The 25,431-nt window shown below is 51.1% G+C and carries 24 protein-coding genes, 1 tRNA gene and 5 pseudogenes; 25 read left to right on the top strand and 5 right to left on the bottom strand.

Annotated elements, in window-relative coordinates; genetic code table 11:
• Positions 1 to 355: 355 nt before the first annotated feature.
• The 12 genes and pseudogenes from fliD (at position 356) to prfH (ending at position 10,045) form a co-directional block, all read left to right on the top strand.
• Positions 356 to 1,672 (top strand): flagellar filament capping protein FliD, encoded by a 1,317-nt coding sequence (gene fliD, locus AACU94_RS16640; RefSeq protein WP_135489822.1) that lies wholly within the window; start codon positions 356 to 358, stop codon positions 1,670 to 1,672.
• A 22-nt stretch (positions 1,673 to 1,694) separates the two neighbouring features.
• On the top strand, positions 1,695 to 2,087 hold the full coding sequence (gene fliS, locus AACU94_RS16635; RefSeq protein WP_000285319.1) for a flagellar export chaperone FliS: 393 nt from the start codon (positions 1,695 to 1,697) through the stop codon (positions 2,085 to 2,087).
• 4 nt (positions 2,088 to 2,091) lie between these two features.
• Positions 2,092 to 2,403 (top strand): hypothetical protein, encoded by a 312-nt coding sequence (locus AACU94_RS16630; protein WP_024042302.1) that lies wholly within the window; start codon positions 2,092 to 2,094, stop codon positions 2,401 to 2,403.
• On the top strand, positions 2,400 to 3,461 hold the full coding sequence (locus AACU94_RS16625) for a flagellar hook-length control protein FliK (RefSeq protein ID WP_062883168.1): 1,062 nt from the start codon (positions 2,400 to 2,402) through the stop codon (positions 3,459 to 3,461). The genes AACU94_RS16630 and AACU94_RS16625 overlap by 4 nt, the downstream gene beginning before the upstream one ends.
• A gap of 7 nt (positions 3,462 to 3,468) precedes the next feature.
• Positions 3,469 to 3,937 (top strand): annotated as a pseudogene (locus AACU94_RS16620) (flagellar basal body-associated FliL family protein).
• Between the two features lie 19 nt (positions 3,938 to 3,956).
• Entirely contained in the window at positions 3,957 to 4,673 is a 717-nt protein-coding gene (locus AACU94_RS16615) for a FliA/WhiG family RNA polymerase sigma factor (protein WP_021563571.1), read from the top strand.
• Positions 4,674 to 4,685: 12 nt separating this feature from the next.
• Positions 4,686 to 5,549 (top strand): flagellar motor stator protein MotA, encoded by an 864-nt coding sequence (motA, locus tag AACU94_RS16610; protein WP_001169518.1) that lies wholly within the window; start codon positions 4,686 to 4,688, stop codon positions 5,547 to 5,549.
• Between the two features lie 2 nt (positions 5,550 to 5,551).
• Positions 5,552 to 6,474: pseudogene (gene lafU / locus AACU94_RS16605) on the top strand (putative lateral flagellar export/assembly protein LafU).
• 70 nt (positions 6,475 to 6,544) lie between these two features.
• Positions 6,545 to 7,600 carry a DNA polymerase IV gene (gene dinB, locus AACU94_RS16600; RefSeq protein WP_001226182.1) on the top strand — a complete coding sequence of 352 codons (1,056 nt, stop codon included), beginning with the start codon at positions 6,545 to 6,547 and terminating at the stop codon, positions 7,598 to 7,600.
• Positions 7,597 to 8,049 (top strand): GNAT family N-acetyltransferase, encoded by a 453-nt coding sequence (locus AACU94_RS16595; RefSeq protein WP_135489819.1) that lies wholly within the window; start codon positions 7,597 to 7,599, stop codon positions 8,047 to 8,049. Before dinB ends, AACU94_RS16595 begins: the two co-directional genes overlap by 4 nt.
• Before the next feature lie 245 nt (positions 8,050 to 8,294).
• Entirely contained in the window at positions 8,295 to 9,434 is a 1,140-nt protein-coding gene (locus AACU94_RS16590) for an RNA ligase RtcB family protein (RefSeq protein WP_167856192.1), read from the top strand.
• Positions 9,431 to 10,045 (top strand): peptide chain release factor H, encoded by a 615-nt coding sequence (gene prfH, locus AACU94_RS16585; protein ID WP_135489815.1) that lies wholly within the window; start codon positions 9,431 to 9,433, stop codon positions 10,043 to 10,045. Before AACU94_RS16590 ends, prfH begins: the two co-directional genes overlap by 4 nt.
• Before the next feature lie 56 nt (positions 10,046 to 10,101).
• Here the strand turns inward: prfH and pepD are convergent, their stop codons facing one another.
• On the bottom strand, positions 10,102 to 11,559 hold the full coding sequence (gene pepD / locus AACU94_RS16580) for a cytosol nonspecific dipeptidase (RefSeq protein WP_135489814.1): 1,458 nt from the start codon (positions 11,557 to 11,559) through the stop codon (positions 10,102 to 10,104).
• A 260-nt stretch (positions 11,560 to 11,819) separates the two neighbouring features.
• Between pepD and gpt the strand changes: the two genes are divergently transcribed.
• The 3 genes from gpt to crl all read left to right on the top strand — a co-directional run bounded on the left by gpt (position 11,820) and on the right by crl (position 14,074).
• Positions 11,820 to 12,278 (top strand): xanthine phosphoribosyltransferase, encoded by a 459-nt coding sequence (gene gpt / locus AACU94_RS16575; protein WP_001291990.1) that lies wholly within the window; start codon positions 11,820 to 11,822, stop codon positions 12,276 to 12,278.
• Between the two features lie 92 nt (positions 12,279 to 12,370).
• Positions 12,371 to 13,615, top strand: coding sequence for an esterase FrsA (gene frsA / locus AACU94_RS16570; RefSeq protein ID WP_135489812.1), 1,245 nt, complete (start codon positions 12,371 to 12,373; stop codon positions 13,613 to 13,615).
• Between the two features lie 57 nt (positions 13,616 to 13,672).
• Entirely contained in the window at positions 13,673 to 14,074 is a 402-nt protein-coding gene (crl, locus tag AACU94_RS16565; protein WP_130209675.1) for a sigma factor-binding protein Crl, read from the top strand.
• Positions 14,075 to 14,112: 38 nt separating this feature from the next.
• Here crl and phoE read toward each other — a convergent pair whose 3' ends face one another.
• Positions 14,113 to 15,168 (bottom strand): phosphoporin PhoE, encoded by a 1,056-nt coding sequence (gene phoE / locus AACU94_RS16560; protein WP_130218396.1) that lies wholly within the window; start codon positions 15,166 to 15,168, stop codon positions 14,113 to 14,115.
• A 287-nt stretch (positions 15,169 to 15,455) separates the two neighbouring features.
• Here phoE and proB point away from each other — a divergent pair, with 287 nt between their 5' ends.
• The 3 genes from proB to AACU94_RS16545 all read left to right on the top strand — a co-directional run bounded on the left by proB (position 15,456) and on the right by AACU94_RS16545 (position 18,014).
• Positions 15,456 to 16,559: a glutamate 5-kinase gene (proB, locus tag AACU94_RS16555; RefSeq protein ID WP_135489810.1), complete on the top strand. Its 1,104-nt coding sequence runs from the start codon at positions 15,456 to 15,458 to the stop codon at positions 16,557 to 16,559.
• Between the two features lie 11 nt (positions 16,560 to 16,570).
• Complete coding sequence (proA, locus tag AACU94_RS16550; RefSeq protein ID WP_135489808.1) at positions 16,571 to 17,824, top strand: glutamate-5-semialdehyde dehydrogenase; 1,254 nt, start codon at positions 16,571 to 16,573, stop codon at positions 17,822 to 17,824.
• 114 nt (positions 17,825 to 17,938) lie between these two features.
• Positions 17,939 to 18,014, top strand: a tRNA-Thr gene (locus AACU94_RS16545).
• 14 nt (positions 18,015 to 18,028) lie between these two features.
• Here the strand turns inward: AACU94_RS16545 and AACU94_RS16540 are convergent.
• Positions 18,029 to 18,508: pseudogene (locus AACU94_RS16540) on the bottom strand (tyrosine-type recombinase/integrase); the annotation flags it as partial.
• Between AACU94_RS16540 and AACU94_RS16535 the strand changes: the two are divergent.
• The 7 genes and pseudogenes from AACU94_RS16535 to AACU94_RS16505 all read left to right on the top strand — a co-directional run.
• Positions 18,509 to 19,339, top strand: a pseudogene (locus tag AACU94_RS16535) (phage baseplate assembly protein); the annotation flags it as partial. It lies immediately after the preceding pseudogene.
• Complete coding sequence (locus AACU94_RS16530; protein ID WP_135489805.1) at positions 19,339 to 19,887, top strand: phage baseplate assembly protein V; 549 nt, start codon at positions 19,339 to 19,341, stop codon at positions 19,885 to 19,887. The pseudogene AACU94_RS16535 and the gene AACU94_RS16530, both read left to right, overlap by 1 nt.
• Positions 19,887 to 20,312, top strand: coding sequence for a phage GP46 family protein (locus AACU94_RS16525; RefSeq protein ID WP_135489824.1), 426 nt, complete (start codon positions 19,887 to 19,889; stop codon positions 20,310 to 20,312). The genes AACU94_RS16530 and AACU94_RS16525 overlap by 1 nt, the downstream gene beginning before the upstream one ends.
• Entirely contained in the window at positions 20,299 to 21,357 is a 1,059-nt protein-coding gene (locus tag AACU94_RS16520) for a baseplate J/gp47 family protein (protein ID WP_135489803.1), read from the top strand. The genes AACU94_RS16525 and AACU94_RS16520 overlap by 14 nt, the downstream gene beginning before the upstream one ends.
• Complete coding sequence (locus AACU94_RS16515; RefSeq protein WP_135489801.1) at positions 21,348 to 21,932, top strand: YmfQ family protein; 585 nt, start codon at positions 21,348 to 21,350, stop codon at positions 21,930 to 21,932. Before AACU94_RS16520 ends, AACU94_RS16515 begins: the two co-directional genes overlap by 10 nt.
• A gap of 3 nt (positions 21,933 to 21,935) precedes the next feature.
• Positions 21,936 to 22,586 carry a gp53-like domain-containing protein gene (locus tag AACU94_RS16510; protein WP_135489799.1) on the top strand — a complete coding sequence of 217 codons (651 nt, stop codon included), beginning with the start codon at positions 21,936 to 21,938 and terminating at the stop codon, positions 22,584 to 22,586.
• Entirely contained in the window at positions 22,558 to 22,992 is a 435-nt protein-coding gene (locus AACU94_RS16505) for a tail fiber assembly protein (RefSeq protein WP_032144283.1), read from the top strand. Before AACU94_RS16510 ends, AACU94_RS16505 begins: the two co-directional genes overlap by 29 nt.
• 772 nt (positions 22,993 to 23,764) lie before the next feature.
• On the opposite strand, the gene AACU94_RS16500 is transcribed toward AACU94_RS16505, so the two are convergent.
• The gene (locus AACU94_RS16500; protein ID WP_135489797.1) at positions 23,765 to 24,814 is read right to left on the bottom strand and encodes an acyltransferase family protein; all 1,050 of its coding nucleotides are present in this window, start codon (positions 24,812 to 24,814) and stop codon (positions 23,765 to 23,767) included.
• 324 nt (positions 24,815 to 25,138) lie between these two features.
• Positions 25,139 to 25,233, bottom strand: a pseudogene (locus AACU94_RS16495) (IS5/IS1182 family transposase); the annotation flags it as partial.
• Positions 25,234 to 25,431 lie beyond the last annotated feature (198 nt).

Here is a 25,431-nt window from a genome sequence, read left to right as displayed (position 1 = left end):
GATAAGACGCGTCAGCGTCGCATCAGGCATCGTGCACCGATTGCCGGATGCGGCGTGAACGCCTTATCCGGCCTACGAACGGGTACAAGCATAAAAATATGTGCGGACTCGTAAACCTGATAAGACGCGTCAGCGTCGCATCAGGCGTTGTGCACCGATTGCCGGATGCGGCGTAAACGCCTTGTCCGGCCACGAACAACACCGCCTGCGGGCGGTGTTGTTCTTTCTGCGGCAGGCGTATTTCCGCCAGACCGGAAAAGCCATTTCCGCCCCTTTTTCAATCTATTGATTATTCACATAAAAAATATTGGCACGCCTTTTGCCAATAACCTGACATCGTTACCCGGAGTCATCAATGATCAACCCAAGAACCATTGCGCAAGAAATCGCGTATGCGGATGTTGCCACTCAGGCGGCAAACTTGCAGGAGAAGCAAACAGAGCTGGATGCTGAAAGCAGCGGCCTGGACTCGCTCAGCTCAGCGTTAAGCGATTTCCAGAGCGCCGTTGACGCGCTGAACAGCGATACCGACGGCCCGGTGACGTTTGCCGCCACCAGCAATAATGACTCGGCGACCGTTTCCGCTAACTCGCAGGCGCAGGCGGGAAGCTACTCGTTTTTCGTTGAGCAACTGGCGCAGGGGCAGCAGACCACATTCAGTATGGGCGACGACGCCTTTTCCGCCACCGGCACCTTCGAACTGACGATGGGCGACAGCACCATGGATATCGATCTGTCGGCGGCGGATCAGAACGGTGACGGCGACGGTTTTATCGACGCCAGTGAACTGGTGAATGCGATTAACGACTCCGATGACAATCCGGGCGTGTCGGCGGCGCTGGTAAAAACCGACGGCACCACCACGATTATGCTCACCTCGGATAGCACCGGGGCGCAGAGCGCGTTTTCGGTGAGCGTAACGGGGCATGACGCCAGCAACGATAGCACCAGCGCGCCCGTTGCCACGGATGTTTCCTCCGCTCAGGACGCGATTATTCATCTCGGCAGCGCTACGGGGCCAGCCATCACCAACAGCAGCAACACTTTTGATGATGTGATCCCCGGCGTCACCATGACTTTCACCGAAGTCAGCGATTCTGACAGCGATCTCATCACCTTTAACATCAGCGAAGATTCCAGCGCCAGCCAGGAGAAAGTACAGACTTTTGTCGATGCCTATAACACCTTGATTGATACGGTTGATTCGCTAACCACTCACGGTGATGACAGTACCAGCGCCGGGGTATTTGCAGGCGACGCCGGACTCAGTTCACTGGCGAATCAGCTCGATGACATCGCCCATGCCAGCTACAACGGCGTGTCGATTGTTGACTATGGCATCACCCTCGATTCTCACGGCCACTTACAGATTGACTCCGACCAGTTCAACGACGAAATGGCGAAAAACCCTGACGGTCTGACCTCTATTTTCGTTGGCGACAACAGCATGGTGGCACAGATGGACGACCTGATTAACACCTACACGGACTCCAGCAACGGCATCATCACCCTGCGCCAGCAGAACATTGACGATCAGATGAGCAAAATTCAGGACGAAGGCGATCAGCTTACTGATACCTATAACGCCAACTACGACCGTTATCTCGAGGAGTACACCAACACGCTGGTCGAGGTATACACCATGAAAGCCAGCATGGCGGCATTCGCGTAACTCAGAAGGAATATCCCTAAAGATGTACCAAGTACAGGACGGCTATTCGCAATATAAAGAGATCGATCTCGCGGCGCGTACTGCGGCGGCATCGCCTCTGGAACTGGTGCTGGTGCTGTTTTCTGGCCTGATGGATGAGCTGGAACGCGCCAAAAGCCATATTGAAGGGCGGCGTTTCGAGAAGAAAGCCCAGAGCATCAATAAATGCATCGACATTCTCAATGCGCTCACCAGTTCGCTGGAGTTTGAAACTGGCGGCGAGCTGGTGGTCAACCTTTCGCGCCTCTATGACCACTGCGTTTACCGATTGTATGAGGCCAGCGGCGAACTGTCGGCAGAGAAAATCGATGAAGTGATGCTGATCTTAAGCAACCTGCGCGAAGGCTGGGAAGGGCTTTCGGGCAAGCTGGGTTAAGACGATGGAAAAACAACGCAGGCAACTTTTCGCACTGGTCGAGGCGATGAATGAAGCCCTCGACAAGCAACGCTGGCGACGCCTTCCGGCACTGCATCAGCAGTTGATGCGCCAGTTTCACGATTACGCGGCGGCGGAAACCGACGCGGCGCAGTTGGATGCGGTGAAGGCACAGCTGTACGGCGCGTTTAATGCCCTGATTAAACGGCGCGAGCAGCGCGCAGAAGTGTTGAAAGCGCGTATGGAACAGCATCAGCGGCATCAGGAAGGTGTGCTCGCCTACTCAATTGTTAATTTACTTTCGGAGAAGTCATGAATCCGGCATTGCTTGCCTCGCTCGGAACGCTTGCGGAAACGGCGTCGCTGAAAGCGGATATTTTACCGCCGGTGAGCGGTGAAAACGCGCCCGCGTTTACCTTGCCGAAAATGGCGGTGGCGGCGGTGGCGGAGCGCGTTCATAGCGCTAAAACCAGTCAGCAACAGGCGACGCGCCCGCAGGAGAACGATCCGGTGGCGATGCAGGCGCTAATGGCGCTGTTACTTCCACAACCTGCCGCGCCGCATCAGGACACGCCGCAGCCGCGAAACGTCGCAACATCGCCGGTTATCCAGCAATTGACGAAAGCGGTGGTGCAAAACGCGCCGCAACGCCAGACGCAACAGCAGGAACTCACGCCGTTGCCGCCGCAGTTGCAGGAACTGATCAGTCAGTTGCCGCAGGCGAAGCCCGAACAGCAGGCCAGACTGGCGACTTACGCCAGTGAAGATTTACATGCCATTGCGCCGACGCAGCCGCGCGTCTCAACACAGCCAGCTCGCCCGAAACCTGAACTAACCCGTGTGACCGCGCGCCCGCAGGTCGAGCGTAAAACGGAAAAAGTGCCGGACAGCGAACCGGTTATTGCGCGTGCGGTGTTGCAGGTTAAGACGCCGGAGCTGCTCAGCGATCATCAGGAGATTGTTGCCAAACCAGCCACGCTTTCGATGGACGAACTGGGCGAAAAACTGACGACGCTTTTGAAAGATCAGATCCACTTTCAGCTCAACAAACAACAGCAGATCTCCACCATCCGTCTCGATCCACCGTCGCTTGGCAAGCTTGAGATCGCCGTACAACTCGACAACGGCAAACTGATGGTGCACATCGGCGCGAACCAAAGTGAAGTTTGCCGCGCGTTACAGCAGTTTAGCGACGATCTCCGCCAGCATCTGACGGCGCAAAATTTTATGGAGGTGAACGTACAGGTTTCCTCCGAAGGGCAGTCGCAGCAACAACAACAGTCGGGCCATCAGCAGGAAGAGGTGAGTGCCGCCTTACAGCTTGATGATGCGCCTCAATTTCAACAGAACGAATCCGTTTTGATCAAAGTGTAAAGGCAATATGAAGAAAATCGTGGTGGCGGGCGTGGTCAGCGCCGTTCTGGCGTTGGTGGTGGGGGGCCGGAGCTGGATGGGGTGTCTGGCATCATTATGCCGGAAAAGGAAAACCGACTGCCGCCGCGCAGACGGAAACGGTGGAAACCCTGGATGAAAGCAAAAGCGTGTTTGTGACGTTACCGGAAACCATCGTCACGCTGCATGACAACAACGGTGCGGACCATTATTTGTCGGCGGAATTAGTGATGGTGGTCACCAGTGACAAAGAAGCGGAAAAAATAAAACATCAGGAGCCGCTGTATCAAAGTATTGCGGTTGAATGCCTGACGGAAATGAAATTTGAAGATTTGCGTGGCATGAAAATATCTGCCATCCGCAAACTGATTTCGGATGCGTTAAAGAAAGATCTTCAGCGTCGCAAAATGAGCGCACCGTATAAGGATTTGCTGGTGAAAAAAGTGGTCTTCCAGTAATCACCAGGCGGATATAAATATGCTACAGGATGTATTCGAGTCGGAAGAATTTGCTGCCGCGCCGGTATTAACCCCGCAGCAGGAGAGCCACTACTTGCAGGCCTATTTACCGTTGGTGCGTAAAGTGGTGCGGCAACTTGCCCCGCAGTGTAATTGCATTATTGACCGTCAGGATATGGAACAAACGGCGTTAATGGGGCTGCTTAACGCCATCCGCCGCTACGGGCTGCCGGACGAAGGTTTTGCGGGCTATGCCGTGCACCGTATTCGCGGCGCGATCCTGGATGAGCTGCGCGCTCTCGACTGGCGACCGCGCCAGCTGCGACAGAAATATCATCAGATGAAAGATCTGATTCGCGAAACGCGCAAAAAACTGGGGCACGAACCGGAGTGGTCAGAACTGGCCGTGGAAGGGATCTCGCATGAAGATTATCTCGAATATCAGCAACTGGAAGGGGCGGAAACGCTCGCCAGCCTGGACGAACTGCTGAACGGCGAAGGGCCAGGCATTCCGCTTGCTGGCAGGGAACTGGAAGATCAGTTTGTCACCCAGCAAATGTTGCAACAGGCGCTTTCACAATTAAGCGAAAAAGAGCAACTGATCCTCTCCATGTATTACCAGCATGAGATGAATCTCAAAGAGATTGCGCTGGTATTAGGGCTAACCGAGGCCCGAATTTGTCAACTGAATAAACAGATCGCGCAGAAAATTCGTGATTTTGTCTATCCGAATTAAAGTGAAGAAATCATGCAAAAAATATTAGGTTTACTGGTGGTGCTCGGCTGTGTATTTGGCGGTTATTTTGAAGCGGGCGGGCAATTAGTGGCTATCTGGCAACCGGCGGAGATGATCATTATTTTGGGTGCCGGTTTCGGGGCGATGATTATTGGTAACCCGAAACATGTGCTGAAAGAGATTGCCCATCAAATTAAAGGCGTGATCAGTAAAAAACAGCTCGGGCCGGAGTTTCAGCGCCAGCTATTAATGTGCCTGTATGAGTTGCTCGAAATGGTGCAAAACGGCGGCCTGCGCATGCTGGATCAACATATTGAGCAACCGGAAGAGAGCACCATTTTCCAGAAATACCCGCTGGTGTTAACCCAGAAGCGGCTGGTGACCTTTATTGCCGATAACTTTCGCCTGATGGCGATGGGTAAAATCGACGCCCATGAACTGGAAGGCATTCTCGATCAGGAGCTGGACACCGCGGAAGAGTCGCTGCTAACGCCGTCGCGCTCGCTGCAACGTACCGCCGAAGCAATGCCGGGGTTTGGCATTTGTGCGGCGGTGTTGGGCATCATCATCACCATGCAGTCGATTGACGGTTCTATCGCCTTGATTGGCCTGAAAGTGGCGGCTGCGCTGGTGGGGACGTTTTTAGGCGTCTTCATTTGCTACTGCCTGATGGACCCGCTTGCCAACGCCATGGAACAACAGGCGCGGGCGGAACATTCTTTACTGGAATGTGTGCGCACCGTGCTGGTGGCGCAGGCGGGCGGTAAACCGACGCTGCTGGCGGTGGACGCCGGGCGTAAGCTGCTGCATCTGGCGTCCAAACCGACCTTCGCCAACCTCGACGCGTGGGTGAATGCGATGCTGGAGCAAGAATAAGCATGAGAAAGACGGGCAACCGCCGCGAGCGTGGGGCAAAAACCACCATCGTCCGGCGGCAGATCAAAAAGAATCATGCCGGGCACCACGGCGGGGCGTGGAAGGTGGCGTTCGCCGACTTTACTTTGGCAATGATGGCGCTGTTTATGACGCTGTGGATTGTCAACAGCGTCAGTAAATCCGAGCGTGAAAGCATTATCGCCGCGCTGCACGGGCAGTCGATTTTTAACGGTGGTGGCTGTCGCCGTTAAATAAAATCAGCCCGTCTCATCCGCCAAAACCTGCCACCGTGGCGGTGCCGGAAGAGACGGAGAAAAAAGCGCGTGATGTGAATGAGAAAACGGCGCTGCTGAAGAAGAAATCCGCCACCGAGCTTGGCGAGTTGGCAACCAGTATCAACACCATTGCCCGTGATGCGCATATGGAAGCGAATCTGGAGATGGAGATTGTCCCGCAGGGATTACGCGTGCTGATTAAAGACGACCAGAATCGCAATATGTTCGAACGCGGCAGCGCGAAGATTATGCCGTTCTTTAAAACGCTGCTGGTGGAGCTCGCGCCAGTGTTCGACTCGCTCGATAACAAAATTATTATTACCGGGCATACCGATGCGATGGCCTACAAAAACAATATCTACAACAACTGGAACCTTTCGGGCGATCGCGCGCTTTCAGCTCGTCGGGTGCTGGAAGAGGCCGGAATGCCGGAAGATAAAGTGATGCAGGTAAGCGCAATGGCTGACCAGATGCTGCTGGATGCCAAAAATCCGCAAAGCGCGGGCAATCGGCGTATTGAGATTATGGTGCTGACCAAAAGTGCGTCCGATACGCTGTATCAATACTTTGGTCAGCATGGGGATAAAGTGGTGCAGCCGCTGGTGCAAAAGCTGGATAAGCAGCAGGTGCTTTCGCAGCGAACGCGCTAAATGCTGAATCTTTACGCATTTCTCAAACCCTGAAATCACTGTATACTTTACCAGTGTTGAGAGGTGAGTAATGCGTAAAATCATTCATGTGGATATGGACTGCTTTTTCGCCGCAGTGGAGATGCGCGACAATCCCGCCCTGCGCGATATCCCTATTGCTATTGGCGGCAGCCGCGAACGTCGGGGGGTGATCAGCACCGCCAATTATCCCGCGCGTAAATTTGGCGTACGCAGCGCTATGCCGACAGGGATGGCGCTCAAATTATGCCCACATCTCACCTTGCTTCCGGGGCGCTTTGACGCCTACAAAGAAGCCTCAAATCATATCCGTGAAATCTTCTCGCGCTACACCTCGCGCATTGAGCCGTTGTCACTGGATGAGGCTTATCTCGATGTCACCGACAGCGTCCATTGCCACGGTTCTGCGACCCTCATCGCCCAGGAAATCCGCCAGACGATTTTCAGCGAGCTGCAACTGACGGCGTCTGCGGGCGTGGCACCAGTAAAGTTTCTCGCCAAAATCGCCTCCGACATGAATAAACCCAACGGCCAGTTTGTGATTACTCCGGCAGAAGTTCCGGCATTTCTGCAAACCTTACCGCTGGCAAAAATTCCCGGCGTCGGCAAAGTCTCGGCGGCAAAACTGGAAGCGATGGGGCTGCGGACCTGCGGTGATGTACAAAAGTGTGATCTGGTGATTCTGCTTAAACGCTTTGGCAAATTTGGCCGCATTTTGTGGGAGCGTAGTCAGGGGATTGACGAGCGCGACGTTAACAGCGAACGGTTGCGAAAATCCGTCGGCGTGGAACGCACGATGGCGGAAGATATTCATCACTGGTCTGAATGTGAAGCGATTATCGAGCGGCTGTATCCGGAACTTGAACGCCGTCTGGCAAAGGTGAAACCTGATTTACTGATCGCCCGTCAGGGAGTGAAATTAAAGTTTGATGATTTTCAGCAAACCACTCAGGAGCACGTCTGGCCGCGGCTGAATAAAGCTGACTTAATCGCCACCGCGCGTAAAACCTGGGATGAACGTCGCGGCGGGCGCGGTGTGCGGCTGGTGGGGCTGCATGTGACGTTGCTTGACCCTCAAATGGAAAGACAACTGGTGCTGGGATTATGAATAACATACAAATAAGAAACTATCAGCCTGGCGATTTTCAGCAACTATGCGCTATTTTCCTTAGAGCGGTTACGATGACTGCCAGTCAGCATTATTCTCCACAACAAATTGCCGCATGGGCGCAGATTGACGAATCTCGCTGGAAAGAGAAACTCGCGAAATCACAAGTGCGGGTTGCAATCATTAATGCACAACCGGTTGGTTTTATTTCCCGCATTGAACGTCATATCGATATGTTATTTGTTGACCCTGAATACACCCGCCGTGGGGTTGCCAGCGCTTTGTTAAAACCTTTGATTAAGTCTGAATCCGAACTTACGGTGGACGCAAGCATAACCGCAAAACCCTTTTTTGAACGTTATGGTTTTCAGACAGTTAAGCAGCAACGCGTTGAATGTCGGGGAGAGTGGTTTATTAATTTTTATATGCGTTATAAACAGCAACATTAAATCCAGCTTGCAATGAAAATAACGCAAGCCTAGTATGTGCGCGTTTTCTTATTCCACAAACTGCAAGGAGGTAAATCATGACAAAACCTTTATCAATGACTCTTTGCAGACCTTTCCAGGATTAATTCTTTTTTTCTTGCCCTGGATTCGTCTGCCATTTCCTGATTTTTAAATTGTTACTCTCAATAATTCGAGTCGCAGCACATGCAACTTGAAGTATGACGAGTCTATTTACGGAATGGTACATGGGCAATTATATTCGTCCCTTATCCGATGCGGTATTTACCATCGCATCTGATGACTTGTGGATCGAGAGTTCAGCGATCCAACAATTACACACCACGGCAAAACTTCCCGATATGCAACGCGTTGTGGGAATGCCTGATTTACACCCCGGACGCGGCTATCCGATTGGCGCAGCGTTCTTTTCCGTAGGCCGTTTTTACCCGGCACTGGTCGGCAATGATATCGGCTGCGGCATGGCGCTATGGCAAACAGATATTCTCGCTCGCAAATACAACGCCGATAAGTTTGAAAAGCGATTATCAGATCTGGATGACGTTGCTGAAGAAAGCTGGCTGGAGGAAAACCTGCCGTCAGCATTTGCACAGCATCCCTGGCGCAGCTCGCTTGGCTCCATCGGTGGCGGTAACCACTTCGCAGAACTGCAACAAGTTGATCAAATCATCGACGCTGAACTGTTTGCACTGGCAGGTCTGGATGCGCAGCATCTGCAACTGTTGGTTCATAGCGGCTCGCGTGGTTTAGGGCAGTCTATTTTACAGCGGCATATTGCCTCGTTTTCGCATCATGGTTTGCCTGAAGGCAGTGATGACGCGCTACGTTATATTGCGGAACATGACGATGCGCTGGCGTTTGCGTGTATTAATCGCCAGGTGATCGCTTTGCGCATAATGCAACAGGTGAAGGCCACCGGAAATTCGGTTCTGGATGTGGCGCATAACTTTGTTAGCGCGTGTCAAATCGGCGATCAACAGGGTTGGTTGCATCGTAAAGGGGCAACGCCAGATGACAATGGGCTGGTGATTATTCCCGGTTCACGCGGTGATTACTCCTGGCTTGTACAGCCTGTTGCGAACGAAAAAACGCTCCACTCGCTGGCGCATGGGGCAGGGCGTAAATGGGGGCGCACCGAGTGTAAAGGGCGTCTGGCAGCGAAATACACGGCGACGCAACTCTCGCGTACTGAACTTGGCAGTCGGGTAATTTGTCGCGATAAGCAACTCATCTTCGAAGAAGCGCCACAAGCCTATAAATCGGCTGAAAGCGTGGTGCAATGTCTGGTGCAGGCCGGCTTAATTATTCCTGTCGCGCGGCTGCGTCCGGTGTTAACGCTCAAAAACAATGGAGGGAAAAAAGGATGATCTTGCTACAACTCTCCTCAGCTCAGGGGCCGGAAGAATGTTGTCTCGCAGTGAAAAAAGCGCTGGACAGGCTAATTAAAGAAGCTACCCGACAAGACGTCGCGGTAACGGTGCTGGAAACCGAAGCCGGGCGTTATCCTGACACGGTGCGTTCGGCGCTGATTTCTCTGGATGGCGACAACGCATGGGCATTAAGCGAAAGCTGGTGCGGCACTATTCAGTGGATTTGCCCGAGCCCGTATCGCCCACATCACGGGCGTAAAAACTGGTTTCTGGGCATTGGGCGTTTTACCGCTGATGAGCAGGAACAATCGGATGCGATCCGGTATGAGACGCTGCGTTCGTCGGGGCCGGGCGGTCAACATGTCAATAAAACCGACTCGGCGGTACGCGCCACGCATCTGGCATCCGGAATTAGCGTGAAGGTTCAGTCAGAGCGCAGCCAGCATGCTAACAAACGGCTGGCGCGATTGCTGATTGCCTGGAGGCTGGAGCAGCAGCAACAGGAAAATAGCGCGGCGCTGAAATCGCAGCGGCGAATGTTCCATCACCAGATTGAACGTGGCAACCCACGACGAACGTTCACAGGGATGGCATTTATCGAAGGATAATGAAGGATGAAACTGCCGGAAGGCGATTAAACGCCATCCGGCAGCAAATCAAATAATTACTTCGCCGGAATTTCTTTCAGCAGTTCAGTCAGCAGTGTCCAGTAGTGACCTACGCTTTCGATGTGAACTTGCTCATCCGGAGAGTGTGGACCGGTGATTGTTGGCCCGATAGAAACCATGTCCATTTCCGGATACGGTTTTTTAAACAGACCACATTCCAGACCCGCATGGATAATCTGGATGTTCGGCGTCTTGTTGAACAGACGCTGATAGGTTTCACGTACCAGATGCATCACCGGAGAATTAGCGTCCGGCTGCCAGCCAGGATATGCGCCTTTCGCTTCGGTTTTCGCGCCAGCCAGTTTACCCAGCGAATCCAGCATGCTCACCACGTAGTCTTTACCGCTGTCGATAAGAGAACGGATCAGGCAGTGAATTTCTACGTTATTGTCAGTCATGGTCACCACACCGACGTTCAGGGAGGTTTCAACCACACCTTTGGCTACATCGGAGTTACGAATCACACCGTTCGGGGTGGCGTTCAGCAGACGAATAAAGGTATCGCGAGATTGCGCAACCAGGGCAGCTTTATCGTTCGCAACAGGGTCCAGCAACAAGGCCAGGTTTTTCTCTTTCTCTGCCAGTTCGTTTTTCAGGATGTCCTGATAGGTATTCACCAGAGATTTCAGTGCGTCGACTTTATCAGCTGCGACAGCAATGGTCGCAAAGGCTTCACGCGGGATGGCGTTACGCAGTGTGCCGCCGTTGAAGTCGATAAGGCGCAGGTCCAGTTCTTCTGCATGACCCGCCAGGAAGCGAACCAGCAGTTTGTTCGCGTTACCCAAGCCAACGTGGATTTCGCCACCAGAGTGACCGCCTTTCAGACCTTTTAAGGTTAACTTGAAGGTTTCAAAGCCAGCTGGAACCGCTTCACGATCTAAATGCAGGTTGGAGGTGAAGTCGATACCCCCCGCACAACCCATGTAGATTTCACCTTCTTCTTCGGAGTCGGTGTTAATCAGAATGTCAGCCTGCAACCAGTTGCTTTGTAAACCGAATGCGCCGTCCATACCGGCTTCTTCGGTCATAGTCAGCAGCACTTCCAGCGGGCCGTGAACCACGTTTTCGTCAGCCAGAACCGCCAGCGCAGACGCCATACCAATGCCGTTATCTGCACCCAGCGTGGTGCCGCGCGCTTTAACCCATTCGCCATCAATATAAGGCTGGATAGGATCTTTGGTGAAGTCGTGCACGGTGTCGTTGTTTTTTTGCGGCACCATATCGAGGTGAGCCTGCAGGACAACCGGTTTACGGTTTTCCATACCTGCGGTGGCAGGTTTACGAATCAGGATATTCCCCACTTGATCGCGTTCGACGTGGAAACCTTTTTCTTTTGCCCAACCTACAATGTATTCAGCGAGTTGCTCTTCATGATAGGACGGGTGAGGAATAGAACAGATTTTTGCAAAAATATCCCACAGCGGCTGTGGAGATAATTGAGACAGTTCAGACACGTTAAGTCTCCTTGTCGATCACCCGCAAAACAGTATTGCAGGTCACAGGGTTAGCAGAAAATGTTGTCAGCACAAGTCAGGCTTGCGAGATATGTTTGAGAATACCACTTTATCTAGCGACAGGTAGTAGCAGTGCGTAAAAAGACGCGGACTTATGTGAAATACTGGTTTTTAGTGCGCCAGATCTCTATAATCTCGCGCAACCTATTTTCCCCTCGAACACTTTTTAAGCCGTAGATAAACAGGCTGGGACACTTCACATGAGCGAAAAATACATCGTCACCTGGGACATGTTGCAGATCCATGCACGTAAACTCGCAAGCCGACTGATGCCTTCTGAACAATGGAAAGGCATTATTGCCGTAAGCCGTGGCGGTCTGGTACCGGGTGCGTTACTGGCGCGTGAACTGGGTATTCGTCATGTCGATACCGTATGTATTTCCAGCTACGATCACGACAACCAGCGCGAACTGAAAGTACTGAAACGCGCAGAAGGCGATGGCGAAGGCTTCATAGTCATTGATGACCTGGTAGATACCGGTGGTACTGCGGTTGCGATTCGTGAAATGTATCCTAAAGCACACTTTGTGACTATCTTCGCGAAACCGGCTGGTCGTCCTCTGGTAGATGATTATGTGGTTGATATCCCACAAGATACCTGGATTGAGCAACCGTGGGATATGGGCGTTGTGTTCGTCCCGCCTATCTCTGGTCGCTAATCTTTTCAACGCCTGGCACTGCCGGGCGTTGTTCTTTTTAACGTCAGGCAGGTTACAATAGCTTCCAGTAAGTATTCCTGGAGGTTGCATCCATGACACAGGCTAACCTGAGCGAAACCCTGTTCAAACCCCGCTTTAAACATCCTGAAACCTCGACGCTAGTCCGCCGTTTTAACCACGGTGCGCAACCGTCGGTGCAGTCGGCCCTCGATGGCAAAAATATTCCTCATTGGTATCGCATGATTAACCGCCTGATGTGGATCTGGCGCGGTGTTGATCCGCGTGAAATCCTCGACGTCCAGGCGCGCATTGTGATGAGCGATGCTGAACGCACCGACAATGATTTATACGATACGGTGATTGGCTACCGCGGCGGCAACTGGATTTACGAGTGGGCCACCCAGGCGATGGTGTGGCAACAGAAAGCCTGTGCGGAAGAAGATCCGCAACTCAGCGGGCGTCACTGGCTGCACGCAGCTACGTTGTACAATATTGCCGCCTATCCGCACTTGAAGGGCGATGATCTGGCTGAACAGGTACAGGCGTTGTCAAATCGCGCGTATGAAGAAGCTGCGCAACGTCTGCCTGGAACAATGCGGCAAATGGAGTTTACCGTTCCGGGGGGCGCGCCCATCACTGGCTTTTTGCATATGCCAAAAGGTGATGGTCCATTCCCGACAGTATTAATGTGTGGTGGTCTGGATGCGATGCAAACCGACTATTACTCCCTTTATGAGCGCTATTTTGCACCGCGCGGCATTGCGATGCTGACTATTGATATGCCTTCAGTCGGTTTTTCCTCAAAATGGAAACTCACCCAGGATTCCAGCCTGCTGCACCAACATGTCTTAAAGGCGCTGCCTAACGTTCCATGGGTAGATCACACGCGCGTCGCAGCCTTTGGTTTCCGTTTCGGTGCTAACGTTGCTGTACGCCTGGCTTATCTCGAGGCATCACGTTTGAAAGCGGTGGCCTGTCTTGGCCCGGTGGTTCACACCTTGCTGAGTGATTTTAAGTGCCAGCAACAAGTGCCGGAAATGTATCTTGACGTTCTGGCGAGCCGACTGGGAATGCATGATGCTTCTGATGAAGCGTTGCGTGTTGAGCTGAATCGCTACTCATTAAAAGTGCAAGGATTGCTGGGGCGTCGTTGCCCAACGCCAATGTTATCAGGGTACTGGAAGAACGATCCGTTCAGCCCGGAAGAGGATTCACGCTTAATCACGTCGTCATCTGCTGATGGTAAATTGTTAGAGATTCCGTTTAACCCCGTGTATCGGAATTTTGACAAGGCGCTTCAGGAAATCACCAACTGGATCGAAAGGCGATTGTGTTAAAAATTTGCTAAATTTTGTCAATTTGGTAAAACAGTTGCATCACAACAGGAGATCGCAATGACGTTACCGAGTGGACACCCGAAAAGCAGATTGATCAAAAAATTTACCGCACTAGGCCCGTATATTCGTGAAGGTAAGTGCGAAGATAATCGATTCTTTTTCGATTGTCTGGCTGTATGCGTCAACGTGAAACCCGCGCCGGAAGTGCGTGAGTTCTGGGGCTGGTGGATGGAACTGGAAGCGCAGGAATCCCGTTTTACCTACAGTTACCAGTTCGGTCTGTTCGATAAAGCAGGCGACTGGACGAGTGTTCCGGTAAAAGATGCCGAAGTGGTAGAGCGGCTGGAGTATACCTTGCGTGAGTTTCACGAGAAGCTGCGTGAACTGTTGGTGACGTTGAATCTGAAACTGGAACCGGCGGATGATTTTCGTGACGAGCCGGTGAAGTTAACGGCGTGAATGAAATGTGCCGGATGCATCGCATCCGGCAATATTCATTAAAACTGATACGTCATCCCAACCGCGACAATATCATCATTGTTGATATTCAGCTTATTATCACTATCCAGTTGATTGATTTTATAATCAACAAACGCTGACATATTTTTGTTGAAATAATACGTAGCACCGACATCGATGTAATTGACCAGATCTTCATCGCCGATTCCTTCAATATCTTTCCCTTTCGATAGCACATAACCTAGCGATGGACGCAGACCAAAGTCGAATTGATATTGTGCGACCGCTTCAAAGTTCTGCGTCTTATTGGCAAAGCCGCCAGAGATTGGCGTCATTTTGCGTGTTTCAGAATAGAAGGTGGCCAGATAAATATTATTAGCATCGTATTTCAGGCCCGTTGCCCACGCTTCTGCGCGCTTGCCCGTGCCACGGCTTTGCTGGTTTTGCTCGTTGGTGCGATCAGAGTTGGTATAGGCCCCACTGATGGCGAAATCGCTGCCGCCGAAGTCATAGGTTAACGAGGTGCCGAAGCCATCGCCGTTCTGCTTTTTCACATCGCGGTTTTCGTTTTTCCCTTGATATTGCAAGGTTAAATTCAAGCCATCGATAACACCGAAGAAGTCGGTGTTACGATAAGTCGCCAGCCCGCTGGCGCGTTTGGTCATAAAGTTATCGGTCTGCGCCGAGGAGTCGCCACCAAATTCCGGGAACATATCGGTCCAGGCTTCCACGTCATACAACGCGCCCAGGTTACGACCATAATCGAAAGAACCCAAATCTTTATATTTCAATCCGGCAAAAGCGAGACGTGTTTTTTGCTGTGCGGTATCGCTCTCTGCTTTATTACCAGCAAATTCTGCTTCCCAACGACCATAACCAGTCAGTTGATCGTTAATTTGTGTTTCACCTTTAAAACCAAAGCGGATATAACTCTGGTCGCCATCTTTACTGTCATTATCACTCATATAATGCATGGCTTTAACTTTGCCATAAATATCAAGTTTATTACCGTCTTTGTTATATACTTCTGCGGCCTGTACGGATGCAGATGCCACAATGCCCATCACCACTAATGCCAGAGTGCTCTTTTTCATTTTCATTCCTGATTTTAATTAACGCGCGAATATTCTTCGGGAGAGTCCCGTTGAAAACAGGAAAGTTTTTAACGTGAAATTGTTAAAGATATATTACAGCTTAATAATATTCTTAAAATGTGCTAATTTATTAAATCTGTAATAAAAGCGTAAACAACTGCCGTTACGCTTGCTGATCCCGCGCAACAAAACGCTATGCTTTGCTCGCAGATGGTTGGCAACCGGCGACAGTCCTGCTAAAACGTTCGTTTGATATCATTTTTCCTAAAATTGAATGGCAGAGAATCATGAGTGACAGCCAGACGCTGGTGGTAAAACTCGGCACCAGTGTGCTAACAGGCGGATCGCGCCGCCTGAACCGTGCCCATATCGTTGAACTTGTTCGCCAGTGCGCGCAGTTACATGCCGCCGGGCATCGGATAGTCATTGTGACGTCGGGCGCGATTGCCGCCGGACGTGAGCACCTGGGTTACCCGGAACTGCCAGCGACTATCGCCTCAAAACAACTGCTGGCGGCGGTAGGGCAGAGTCGACTGATTCAACTGTGGGAACAGCTGTTTTCGATTTATGGCATTCACGTCGGGCAGATGCTGCTGACTCGTGCTGATATGGAAGACCGTGAACGCTTCCTGGACGCCCGCGATACGCTGCGTGCGCTGCTCGATAACAACATCGTTCCAGTAATCAATGAGAACGATGCTGTCGCTACGGCAGAAATTAAAGTTGGTGACAACGACAACCTTTCTGCGCTGGCGGCGATTCTGGCGGGTGCCGATAAACTGCTGCTGCTGACCGATCAAAAAGGTTTGTATACCGCTGACCCGCGCAGCAATCCGCAGGCAGAACTGATTAAAGATGTTTACGGCATTGATGACGCACTGCGCGCGATCGCCGGTGACAGCGTTTCAGGTCTTGGAACCGGCGGCATGAGCACTAAATTGCAGGCCGCGGACGTGGCTTGCCGTGCGGGCATCGACACCATTATTGCCGCGGGCAGCAAGCCGGGCGTTATTGGTGATGTGATGGAAGGCATTTCCGTCGGTACGCTGTTCCATGCCCAGGCAACGCCATTAGAAAACCGTAAACGCTGGATTTTCGGTGCGCCGCCGGCGGGTGAAATCACGGTAGATGAAGGGGCAACCGCCGCCATTCTGGAACGCGGCAGCTCCCTGTTGCCGAAAGGCATTAAAAGCGTGACTGGCAATTTCTCGCGTGGTGAAGTCATCCGCATTTGCAACCTCGAAGGTCGCGATATCGCCCACGGCGTCAGTCGTTATAACAGCGATGCATTACGCCGTATTGCCGGACACCACTCGCAAGAAATTGATGCAATACTGGGATATGAATACGGCCCGGTTGCCGTTCACCGTGATGACATGATTACCCGTTAAGGAGCAGGCCGATGCTGGAACAAATGGGCATTGCCGCGAAGCAAGCCTCGTATAAATTAGCGCAACTCTCCAGCCGCGAAAAAAATCGCGTGCTGGAAAAAATCGCCGATGAACTGGAAGCACAAAGCGAAATCATCCTCAACGCTAACGCCCAGGATGTTGCTGACGCGCGTGCCAATGGCCTTAGCGAAGCGATGCTTGACCGTCTGGCTCTGACGCCCGCACGGCTGAAAGGCATTGCCGATGATGTGCGCCAGGTGTGTAACCTCGCCGATCCGGTGGGGCAGGTGATTGACGGCGGTGTGCTGGACAGCGGCCTGCGTCTGGAGCGTCGTCGCGTACCGTTGGGCGTGATTGGCGTGATTTATGAAGCGCGGCCGAACGTGACGGTTGATGTCGCTTCGCTGTGCCTGAAAACGGGTAACGCGGTGATCCTGCGTGGCGGCAAAGAAACCTGTCGCACTAACGCTGCAACGGTGGCGGTGATTCAGGACGCCCTGAAATCCTGCGGTTTACCGGCAGGTGCAGTACAGGCAATTGATAATCCTGACCGCGCGTTGGTCAGTGAAATGCTGCGTATGGATAAATATATCGACATGCTGATCCCGCGCGGTGGCGCTGGTTTGCATACGCTGTGCCGCGAACAGTCGACAATCCCGGTGATCACAGGCGGTATAGGCGTATGCCATATTTACGTTGATGAAAGTGCAGAGATCGCTGAAGCCCTGAAAGTCATCGTCAACGCGAAAACTCAGCGTCCGAGCACATGTAATACGGTAGAAACGTTGCTGGTGAATAAAAACATCGCAGATAGCTTCCTGCCCGCATTTAGCAAACAAATGGCGGAAAGCGGCGTGACGTTACACGCAGATGCTGGCGCAATGGCGCAGTTGCAGGCAGGCCCCGCGAAGGTGGTTGCTGTTAAAGCCGAAGAGTATGACGATGAGTTTCTGTCATTAGATTTGAACGTCAAAATCGTCAGCGATCTTGACGATGCCATCGCCCATATTCGTGAACACGGCACGCAACACTCCGATGCGATCCTGACCCGCGATATGCGCAACGCCCAGCGTTTTGTCAACGAAGTTGATTCGTCCGCTGTTTACGTTAACGCCTCTACGCGTTTTACCGACGGCGGCCAGTTTGGTCTGGGTGCGGAAGTCGCGGTAAGCACACAAAAACTTCACGCGCGTGGCCCAATGGGGCTGGAAGCACTGACCACTTACAAGTGGATCGGCATTGGTGATTACACCATTCGTGCGTAAATAAAACCGGGTGATGCAAAAGTAGCCATTTGATTCACAAGGCCATTGACGCATCGCCCGGTTAGTTTTAACCTTGTCCACCGTGATTCACGTTCGTGAACATGTCCTTTCAGGGCCGATATAGCTCAGTTGGTAGAGCAGCGCATTCGTAATGCGAAGGTCGTAGGTTCGACTCCTATTATCGGCACCATTTAAATCAATAAGTTACACATCATTAGTACCTTCCTTATTTTTTGACTGGGACAAATTTGGGACCGATGGGTTCAGGATCGAGTCTATTTGCCGTGCGTGTTCGGTAAGGTGATTAGGTGCAAGGTGAGCATATCGACGAACCATTTCGATAGACTCCCAGCCTCCCATTTCCTGTAACACTGACAATGGGACTCCGGCTTGAACCAACCAACTTGCCCAGGTGTGTCTCAAGTCGTGAAGTCTGAAATCATCAATACCAGCTCGTCTCAGCGCCGCTTTCCAGGCTGTGTTTGCGTCATACCGCATCTTCCTGACTGTTGGCGCTTTCGTTCCGTCTGGTTTGGTACAGCTTTCCTTGTACACAAATACCCAACGGTGATGATTCCCGATTTGTTTTTTCAATACTCGACATGCAGTATCGTTTAGCGCAACGCCAATAGCGCGGTTTGATTTACTCTCTTCCGGGTTTATCCATGCCACCCGGCGCTGCACCGTTCGGTCAGCACTGGTATTGCCGGACGCAGTCTGACCGCTGACCTGATTGACTGTGCAGCCGAACCGACACAGTTTAACGGACGATCGCTGGTACAGATTGCGCAGGCACTTGCTGCGCCTTTCGGCATTGAGGTGGTGAACAACGGTGCGCCGTCGGGTGTTATTCCTGATGTCCAGCCTGATCACGGTGAAACGGTGATCGAGGTAATCAACAAAATACTCGGTCAGCAGCAGGCGCTGGCTTATGACGACCCGCACGGCAGGCTGGTGATTGGCGGTATTGGCTCAACGCGGGCACATACCGCGCTGGTACTCGGGGAAAACATCCTTTCCTGTGATACGGAGAAGAGTATCCGGGAGCGGTTTTCAGTTTACCAGGTGGCGGGGCTGCGTGCCGGAAACGACGATGATTTCGGTGAGGCCACCACCACCGCGCTGCGGGCCCGTACAGAGGACGCATTTATTGCCCGTTACCGTCCGATGTATATCAGGCAGACAGGGCAGGCCACGGGGGCAGGCTGTATTGCGCGTGCTGACTTTGAAGCCCGACAACGGGCGGCGCGGACGGATGAAACCACCTATGTGGTGCAGGGCTGGCGACAGGGTAACGGTACGCTGTGGCAGCCCAACCAGCGGGTGATTGTCTTCGATCCGGTCTGTGGTTTCGACAATACCGAACTGCTTGTCTCGGAAGTCACGTTTACTCAGGACCAGAACGGCACCCTGACGGAAATCCGTGTCGGCCCACCTGATGCTTATCTGCCTGAACCCGAAGCCCCCGGCGCGCGGAAAAAGAAAAAAGCCAGAGTACAGGAGGATCCGTTCTGATGAGGACGATTGAAGCCATGCAGCGACAACTCCTCGGCCTGATTGGGCGGGCCGTGGTGAAAAGCATCAGTGCCGCCACGAAATGTCAGACCGTGGATGTGTCCCTGATTGCCGGTGAACCCAAAGCCGGGATTGAACATCTTGAACCCTACGGTTTTACCGCAAGGGCAAACAGCGGTGCGGAAGCGGTGGTGTTGTTTCCGGATGGCGACCGTTCTCATGCGGTGGTTGTTACGGTGTCGGACCGGCGCTACCGCCTGAAAGGGCTGCAGACGGGGGAGGTGGCTGTCTATGACGATCAGGGGCAGTCCGTGACGCTGACCCGGGCGGGGATCGTGGTGGACGGTGCAGGTAAAACGATTACGTTTCGCAATGCGCCTAAAGCACGTTTTGAAATGGACCTGGAAGTGACCGGACAGGTGAAAGACCTGTGCGACTCCGGCGGCACCACCATGTCAGCGATGCGGCTTGCCTATAACGGGCATCGTCACAGAGAGAACGGTCAGGGCAGTAACACCGACAAACCTGATAAAGCGATGGAGGCATGATGGAACTGTGGCTGACGGTGAACGGTAAACGCACCTGCGCCAGCGCACCGCTGGATCCACTGACCCGCGCTGTGGTGATTTCCCTGTTTACCTGGCGGCGGGCGGAGCCTGATGACAATGCCGACGTCCCGATGGGATGGTGGGGGGATACCTGGCCTGCGGTACAGAATGACCGTTACGGCTCCCGACTGTGGCTGCTTCAGCGCAGCAAACTGACCAATCAGCTGGTGCAGACGGTAAGGGGGTATATCCGCGAATGCCTGCAATGGATGATTGATGACGGCGTGGTGTCCCGTATTGATCTGGATATCCGCCGCACCGGGATTAATGAGCTGGGTAACAGTGTCACCCTCTGGCGTCGTGACGGACCGATAATGGTTTCTTTTGATGATCTGTGGAGTGCGATAACGCATGGCGGACAGTGAATTTCAGCGCCCGACGCTGGCAGAAAATATCAGTATGCTCCGTAACGATTTATTCGCCAGGCTGGACGTCAGCGACACGCTCCGGCGCATGGATGAAGACGTGCGGGCAAAGGTGTATGCGGCGGCGCTGCATACGGTTTACGGTTACATCGATTATCTGGCAATGAACATGCTGCCTGACCTGTGCGATGAGTCCTGGCTGGCGCGACATGCTGCGATGAAACGGTGTCCGCGCAAGGGGGCCACGGCTGCCAGCGGGTATATGCGCTGGGAAGGTGTCAGCGATGGCCTGAAGGTGACCGCCGGGAGTGTTATTCAGCGCGATGACCTGGTTCAGTACACGGCAACTGCCGATGCAACCAGCTCCGGTGGTGTCCTGCGTGTGCCGATCGCCTGCTCAAGTGCAGGTGCGGTCGGTAACGCTGACGACGGTACGGCATTAATCCTGGTCTCCCCGGTGAATGGTCTGCCGTCTTCCGGCGTGTCAGACACCCTGACAGGTGGATTTGATACTGAAGAGCTGGAAACGTGGCGCGCCCGCGTCATTGAGCGGTATTACTGGACGCCGCAGGGCGGGGCTGACGGGGACTATGTCGTCTGGGCTAAAGAAGTTCCCGGCATTACCCGCGCATGGACATACCGACACTGGATGGGAACGGGGACTGTCGGTGTGATGATTGCCAGCAGCGACCTGATTAATCCCATTCCGGAAGAATCAACGGAAACGGCGGCAAGGCAACATATCGAGCCACTGGCCCCGGTGGCAGGCTCTGATTTGTATGTGTTCAGGCCGGTGGCGCATACGGTGGATTTTCATATCCGTGTGACGCCGGATACACCAGAAATACGGGCTGCCATCACCGCCGAGTTGCGTTCGTTCCTGCTGCGTGATGGTTATCCGCAGGGAGAACTGAAGGTATCGCGTATCAGTGAGGCGATTTCCGGTGCGAACGGGGAATACAGCCATCAGTTGCTTGCACCGGCAGACAATATCACCATTGCAAAAAATGAACTGGCGGTACTGGGGACGATTTCATGGATGTGACAAACGATGATTACATCCGTCTGTTGTCGGCACTGTTGCCCCCCGGTCCGGCGTGGTCAGCCAGCGATCCGTCGATTGCCGGTGCGGCACCGTCATTAACCCGCGTTCATCAGCGTGCGGATGCCCTGATGCGGGAGCTGGATCCACGCACCACCACTGAACTGATAAACCGCTGGGAGCGTCTGTGCGGTCTGCCGGATGAATGTATTCCGGCGGGAACGCAGCCCCTTCGCCAGCGTCAGCAACGGCTGGATGCGAAGGTTAACCTGGCGGGCGGCATCAACGAGAATTTTTATCTTGCACAGCTTGCTGCCCTGGGCAGACCAGATGCTACCATCACGCGATACGACAAAAGCACGTTCACCTGCTCATCGGCCTGTACTGACGCTGTGAACGCGCCTGAATGGCGGTATTACTGGCAGGTCAACATGCCAGCCGCCACCAACACCACCTGGATGACATGTGGTGATCCCTGTGATTCCGCGCTGCGCTTCTGGGGGGACACCGTTGTCGAGTGTGTTCTTAACAAACTCTGCCCGTCGCATACCTATGTGATTTTTAAATATCCGGAGTAATCCATGCATCGTATAGACACGAAAACCGCGCAGAAGGATAAGTTCGGCGCGGGTAAGAACGGTTTTACCCGTGGTAACCCCCAGACCGGCACGCCTGCCACCGATCTGGATGATGACTACTTTGACATGTTGCAGGAAGAGCTTTGTGGCGTGGTGGAGGCATCCGGTGCCAGCCTGGAGAAGGGACGGTATGACCAGCTGCTTACCGCGCTTCGTGCGCTGCTGTTAAGCCGCAAGAATCCGTTTGGCGATATCAAATCGGATGGCACGGTACCAACGGCTCTCGCAAACCTTGGTTTGGGAGAAGCGGCTAAAAGGAATGTAGGTACAGGGGCGAATCAGATACCTGATATGAGCCTGTTCGCGTCAATTAATACCGTAACGGCTGCTGCGCAAAAATTTCCGTCTGGATTAATTTTACAGTGCGGTCAGTTGAATGGTGCCCCGAATGTATCTTCAACATACGGGATGAGGTTTCCGATGACGTTCTCAAGAGTCATTGCTGTCGTAGTTACATTGAACGTTACTGGCGCGGCAGGGCAGCCGACTGTATCGGCGACAAGTGTCCAGAACACTGGATTTAATATTACGGTGTCGCCCGGTTCAGGATATGGTTCATCTGCTGATGCGTATTACATTGCAATGGGATATTAACGAAATGTCATATTTTTATTCTGCATCGACAAACGGATTTTATTCGACTGAATTTCACGGCACCAATATTCCTGATGATGCAGTGGAAATCTCGGAATCAGAGTGGAAAACACTGATTAATTCACAGAGTGTAACAAAAATGATTACCTGTGGTGAGAACGGTCACCCTGTCATTGTTGACCGTCCTTCTCCAACACCAGAACAATTAGCCTTAATAAATAATGAAAAGAAATCTGCACTGATAGCAGAGGCAACGAATGTAATAGCGCCGCTTCAGGATGCGGTTGATTTAGATATGGCAACAGATGATGAAACGAAACTGTTACTGGCATGGAAAAAATATCGGGTGCTGCTTATGCGTGTTAATGTAGTAAAACCCGAGTGGCCTATGCATCCAAATAAATAGACTTGTTAATCTAGGGTGATTGTTGGAATAATACGCATTTTTCAGTAGGTCCAGATAGCCTGGGTATAATGCTCACTTCTACAATGATTTCAACTTATTTTATTTAATTGATATTACGAAACTTAACTCATACATAAACAATATGACTCAATACTGTACTAAATAGCTGCGCAGAAAAGTGCTCCACTTATCGCTCAGCCCTTGCAGGGCGAGGCATCAGGACGGTGTTCTCAGCTAGGTTGTGTTATATCTGGCTTGAGTTTTGTTGCCCATACGCAACACATCACCCATCAGTAAACGATAAGTGTGACAGAATTAGGTGCAGCTATTTAGACTATATCGACGCAGTAACGATAATAGATATCGAAACTGTACTAGATATTAGCTACTTATGATTACCGGGGGGCTTTTGAGCACTGGTGTTATCAATCGACTTCAAATAATTTACCAATAAATTATATTGCGATAGCTCATCACCTTCCAGGCTTTTTATAGCCAGTTTATCAGCGTCACCACCTACTGTTCATGCTTTTATTTCTTTGATTAATAAGTATATGATATTTTAATTCATCTGGTGTATTTCTATCTCATGTGTTGGCCGGCTGAATATCTGTTCAGTGAAGGGGTAATTTTGTGTTTGCACTTCGAACATTCTCTTCAGTTGCCAGGAAAGAAAAACCCGTAACATTTGCGCATTAATTTTAACAGTATAATCTGAGCATAAATATGCGCTATATATCTATAAAAAGGCGCAATTAATTGCGCCTTTTTATCATTTTATCAAAAATGGCCCACCGACTGTCCTCGATAGCCAATGGCCAATTTTATCTGATACATATACACAAATACAGGTATATATGATTGCGCAGATAGGATTTGGAATGGTCACGCTGAAGCCTATGATTGCTAAAGCCATAGGGATAAATAATTTGGTGATATACTCCATTCCACATATGTTAAGAGTATTTCTTCCAGCTCTTACAATAAAGTCATTCCCACAAATTATTTTTGCTATAAAAATATTAAAGATTATCAAGCCTACCGTGGTGATAATAGTATTAATAGCTTGAATATAACTACTTGATATTATGTCTGCATTGAATATTGAGATAATCTTAAAAAGCAAAGGTTTCTGGTTAAGGAGTTGATACGCACTCATTATCGCGGTAATTGAGAAGACAATGAAACCAATTTTAGATTTTCCAAAAAACCTGTCACGTGTTAATTCTAAAAACATACATCTACCGAGAGGCAATAACCACCAGTATGCCATAGCGGAGTCTATGTTCCAAAACCATTGAGGATCTAGTAATGGGTTATGATTGAGCACTGTTTGTGACAACATGAACGATAATAGTGATATGATTAAAACCACTATATTGTTCTTGACTATTTCTTTAAAGATTGCATCAATTGCTATTATAACAAAAAGGCAGTTTATAAACCATATTGTTCCTACAAATTGGTTGTTTCTAACACCATATATTATATCATAAATGTGGCTATATATATAATCAATCGTCTCACCTGAGTTAATTGTGTTTATTATTAATATAGTAAATGCAAAAGTGAAATATGGAATCATTAATCTGTAAAACTTTGACTTGATATAATCGAAAATAGATAAGTCATTTTTTTTGATAGTAAAAAAACCAGCAGCGAAAAAGAATAGTGGGACGTGATAACTAAAAACAAAAGGATACAATTTGCCAGCCCCCAAACCAAGGTGACCTAAATATATAGCAAAAATACCGAGAAATTTTAAAGCATCAACCCAATCATGTCTTATTTTTCTGTTGCTGTCGATTTTGTTATTATACATTTAAAGTAGGATCTCCAGTTTTGTGTGGTTTTCAAACACTCATTGTAAATATGAATGCCTGAAAGTTTATGATTTTAATCAACGACTTCAATATTAATTTATTATTTTTCAAAGTCGCACTATTTAGGCATTTACTTCCGCAGTACCACCGATAGTATTGATTTCAAATCAGCCTGTGGTCGCGATAACTTTCGTAACATCCTGCCAGCGGCTTTGTTGAATAAATCAGGTTCAAGACAATCGTCTCTGCATCAGGTTAGAGTCTCAGGCAATACACACTCTTTCTGGCATAGCTGCCACTCTCGCACCATGGCCATAGCCTGTACGATCTGCATACTCACCAGACCAGAGCCCGCTCCCTTTCGGGGAGGAATGAGGGCTCTGATATTCTTTTGCCGTAGTTCATCGTGAAACCGTCGGATGTTATTTGGCCTGAGTGACCCATGCCTCCCAAAAGCAGAGTCGCTAGTGTTATGTAATTAGGCGGTTAAACTTCAATTCTCAGTGTTAAGTTTGGGTAAGCGCTTGTAAATGGTATTGCTAATTCTTTAATTGACTAATATTAGAAACGGTTAGTGTGATTGTATATAGATATTTGAGTGTAAGGCATTGAAAGG

Source organism: Escherichia sp. E4702, from assembly GCF_963883545.1.
GTDB lineage: Bacteria > Pseudomonadota > Gammaproteobacteria > Enterobacterales > Enterobacteriaceae > Escherichia.
The sequence above is the reverse complement of the archived record's forward strand: the minus strand, read 5'-3'. Positions and strand labels throughout refer to the sequence as shown.

What these genes read in the sequence shown, in the direction of transcription:
- fliD (WP_135489822.1), top strand. Translation starts at nt 356, where the DNA reads ATGATCAACCCAAGAACCATTGCGCAAGAAATCGCGTATGCGGATGTT.
- fliS (WP_000285319.1), top strand. Translation starts at nt 1,695, where the DNA reads ATGTACCAAGTACAGGACGGCTATTCGCAATATAAAGAGATCGATCTC.
- AACU94_RS16630 (WP_024042302.1), top strand. Translation starts at nt 2,092, where the DNA reads ATGGAAAAACAACGCAGGCAACTTTTCGCACTGGTCGAGGCGATGAAT.
- AACU94_RS16625 (WP_062883168.1), top strand. Translation starts at nt 2,400, where the DNA reads ATGAATCCGGCATTGCTTGCCTCGCTCGGAACGCTTGCGGAAACGGCG.
- AACU94_RS16615 (WP_021563571.1), top strand. Translation starts at nt 3,957, where the DNA reads ATGCTACAGGATGTATTCGAGTCGGAAGAATTTGCTGCCGCGCCGGTA.
- motA (WP_001169518.1), top strand. Translation starts at nt 4,686, where the DNA reads ATGCAAAAAATATTAGGTTTACTGGTGGTGCTCGGCTGTGTATTTGGC.
- dinB (WP_001226182.1), top strand. Translation starts at nt 6,545, where the DNA reads ATGCGTAAAATCATTCATGTGGATATGGACTGCTTTTTCGCCGCAGTG.
- AACU94_RS16595 (WP_135489819.1), top strand. Translation starts at nt 7,597, where the DNA reads ATGAATAACATACAAATAAGAAACTATCAGCCTGGCGATTTTCAGCAA.
- AACU94_RS16590 (WP_167856192.1), top strand. Translation starts at nt 8,295, where the DNA reads ATGGGCAATTATATTCGTCCCTTATCCGATGCGGTATTTACCATCGCA.
- prfH (WP_135489815.1), top strand. Translation starts at nt 9,431, where the DNA reads ATGATCTTGCTACAACTCTCCTCAGCTCAGGGGCCGGAAGAATGTTGT.
- gpt (WP_001291990.1), top strand. Translation starts at nt 11,820, where the DNA reads ATGAGCGAAAAATACATCGTCACCTGGGACATGTTGCAGATCCATGCA.
- frsA (WP_135489812.1), top strand. Translation starts at nt 12,371, where the DNA reads ATGACACAGGCTAACCTGAGCGAAACCCTGTTCAAACCCCGCTTTAAA.
- crl (WP_130209675.1), top strand. Translation starts at nt 13,673, where the DNA reads ATGACGTTACCGAGTGGACACCCGAAAAGCAGATTGATCAAAAAATTT.
- phoE (WP_130218396.1), bottom strand. Translation starts at nt 15,168, where the DNA reads ATGAAAAAGAGCACTCTGGCATTAGTGGTGATGGGCATTGTGGCATCT.
- proB (WP_135489810.1), top strand. Translation starts at nt 15,456, where the DNA reads ATGAGTGACAGCCAGACGCTGGTGGTAAAACTCGGCACCAGTGTGCTA.
- proA (WP_135489808.1), top strand. Translation starts at nt 16,571, where the DNA reads ATGCTGGAACAAATGGGCATTGCCGCGAAGCAAGCCTCGTATAAATTA.
- AACU94_RS16530 (WP_135489805.1), top strand. Translation starts at nt 19,339, where the DNA reads ATGAGGACGATTGAAGCCATGCAGCGACAACTCCTCGGCCTGATTGGG.
- AACU94_RS16525 (WP_135489824.1), top strand. Translation starts at nt 19,887, where the DNA reads ATGGAACTGTGGCTGACGGTGAACGGTAAACGCACCTGCGCCAGCGCA.
- AACU94_RS16520 (WP_135489803.1), top strand. Translation starts at nt 20,299, where the DNA reads ATGGCGGACAGTGAATTTCAGCGCCCGACGCTGGCAGAAAATATCAGT.
- AACU94_RS16515 (WP_135489801.1), top strand. Translation starts at nt 21,348, where the DNA reads ATGGATGTGACAAACGATGATTACATCCGTCTGTTGTCGGCACTGTTG.
- AACU94_RS16510 (WP_135489799.1), top strand. Translation starts at nt 21,936, where the DNA reads ATGCATCGTATAGACACGAAAACCGCGCAGAAGGATAAGTTCGGCGCG.
- AACU94_RS16505 (WP_032144283.1), top strand. Translation starts at nt 22,558, where the DNA reads ATGCGTATTACATTGCAATGGGATATTAACGAAATGTCATATTTTTAT.
- AACU94_RS16500 (WP_135489797.1), bottom strand. Translation starts at nt 24,814, where the DNA reads ATGTATAATAACAAAATCGACAGCAACAGAAAAATAAGACATGATTGG.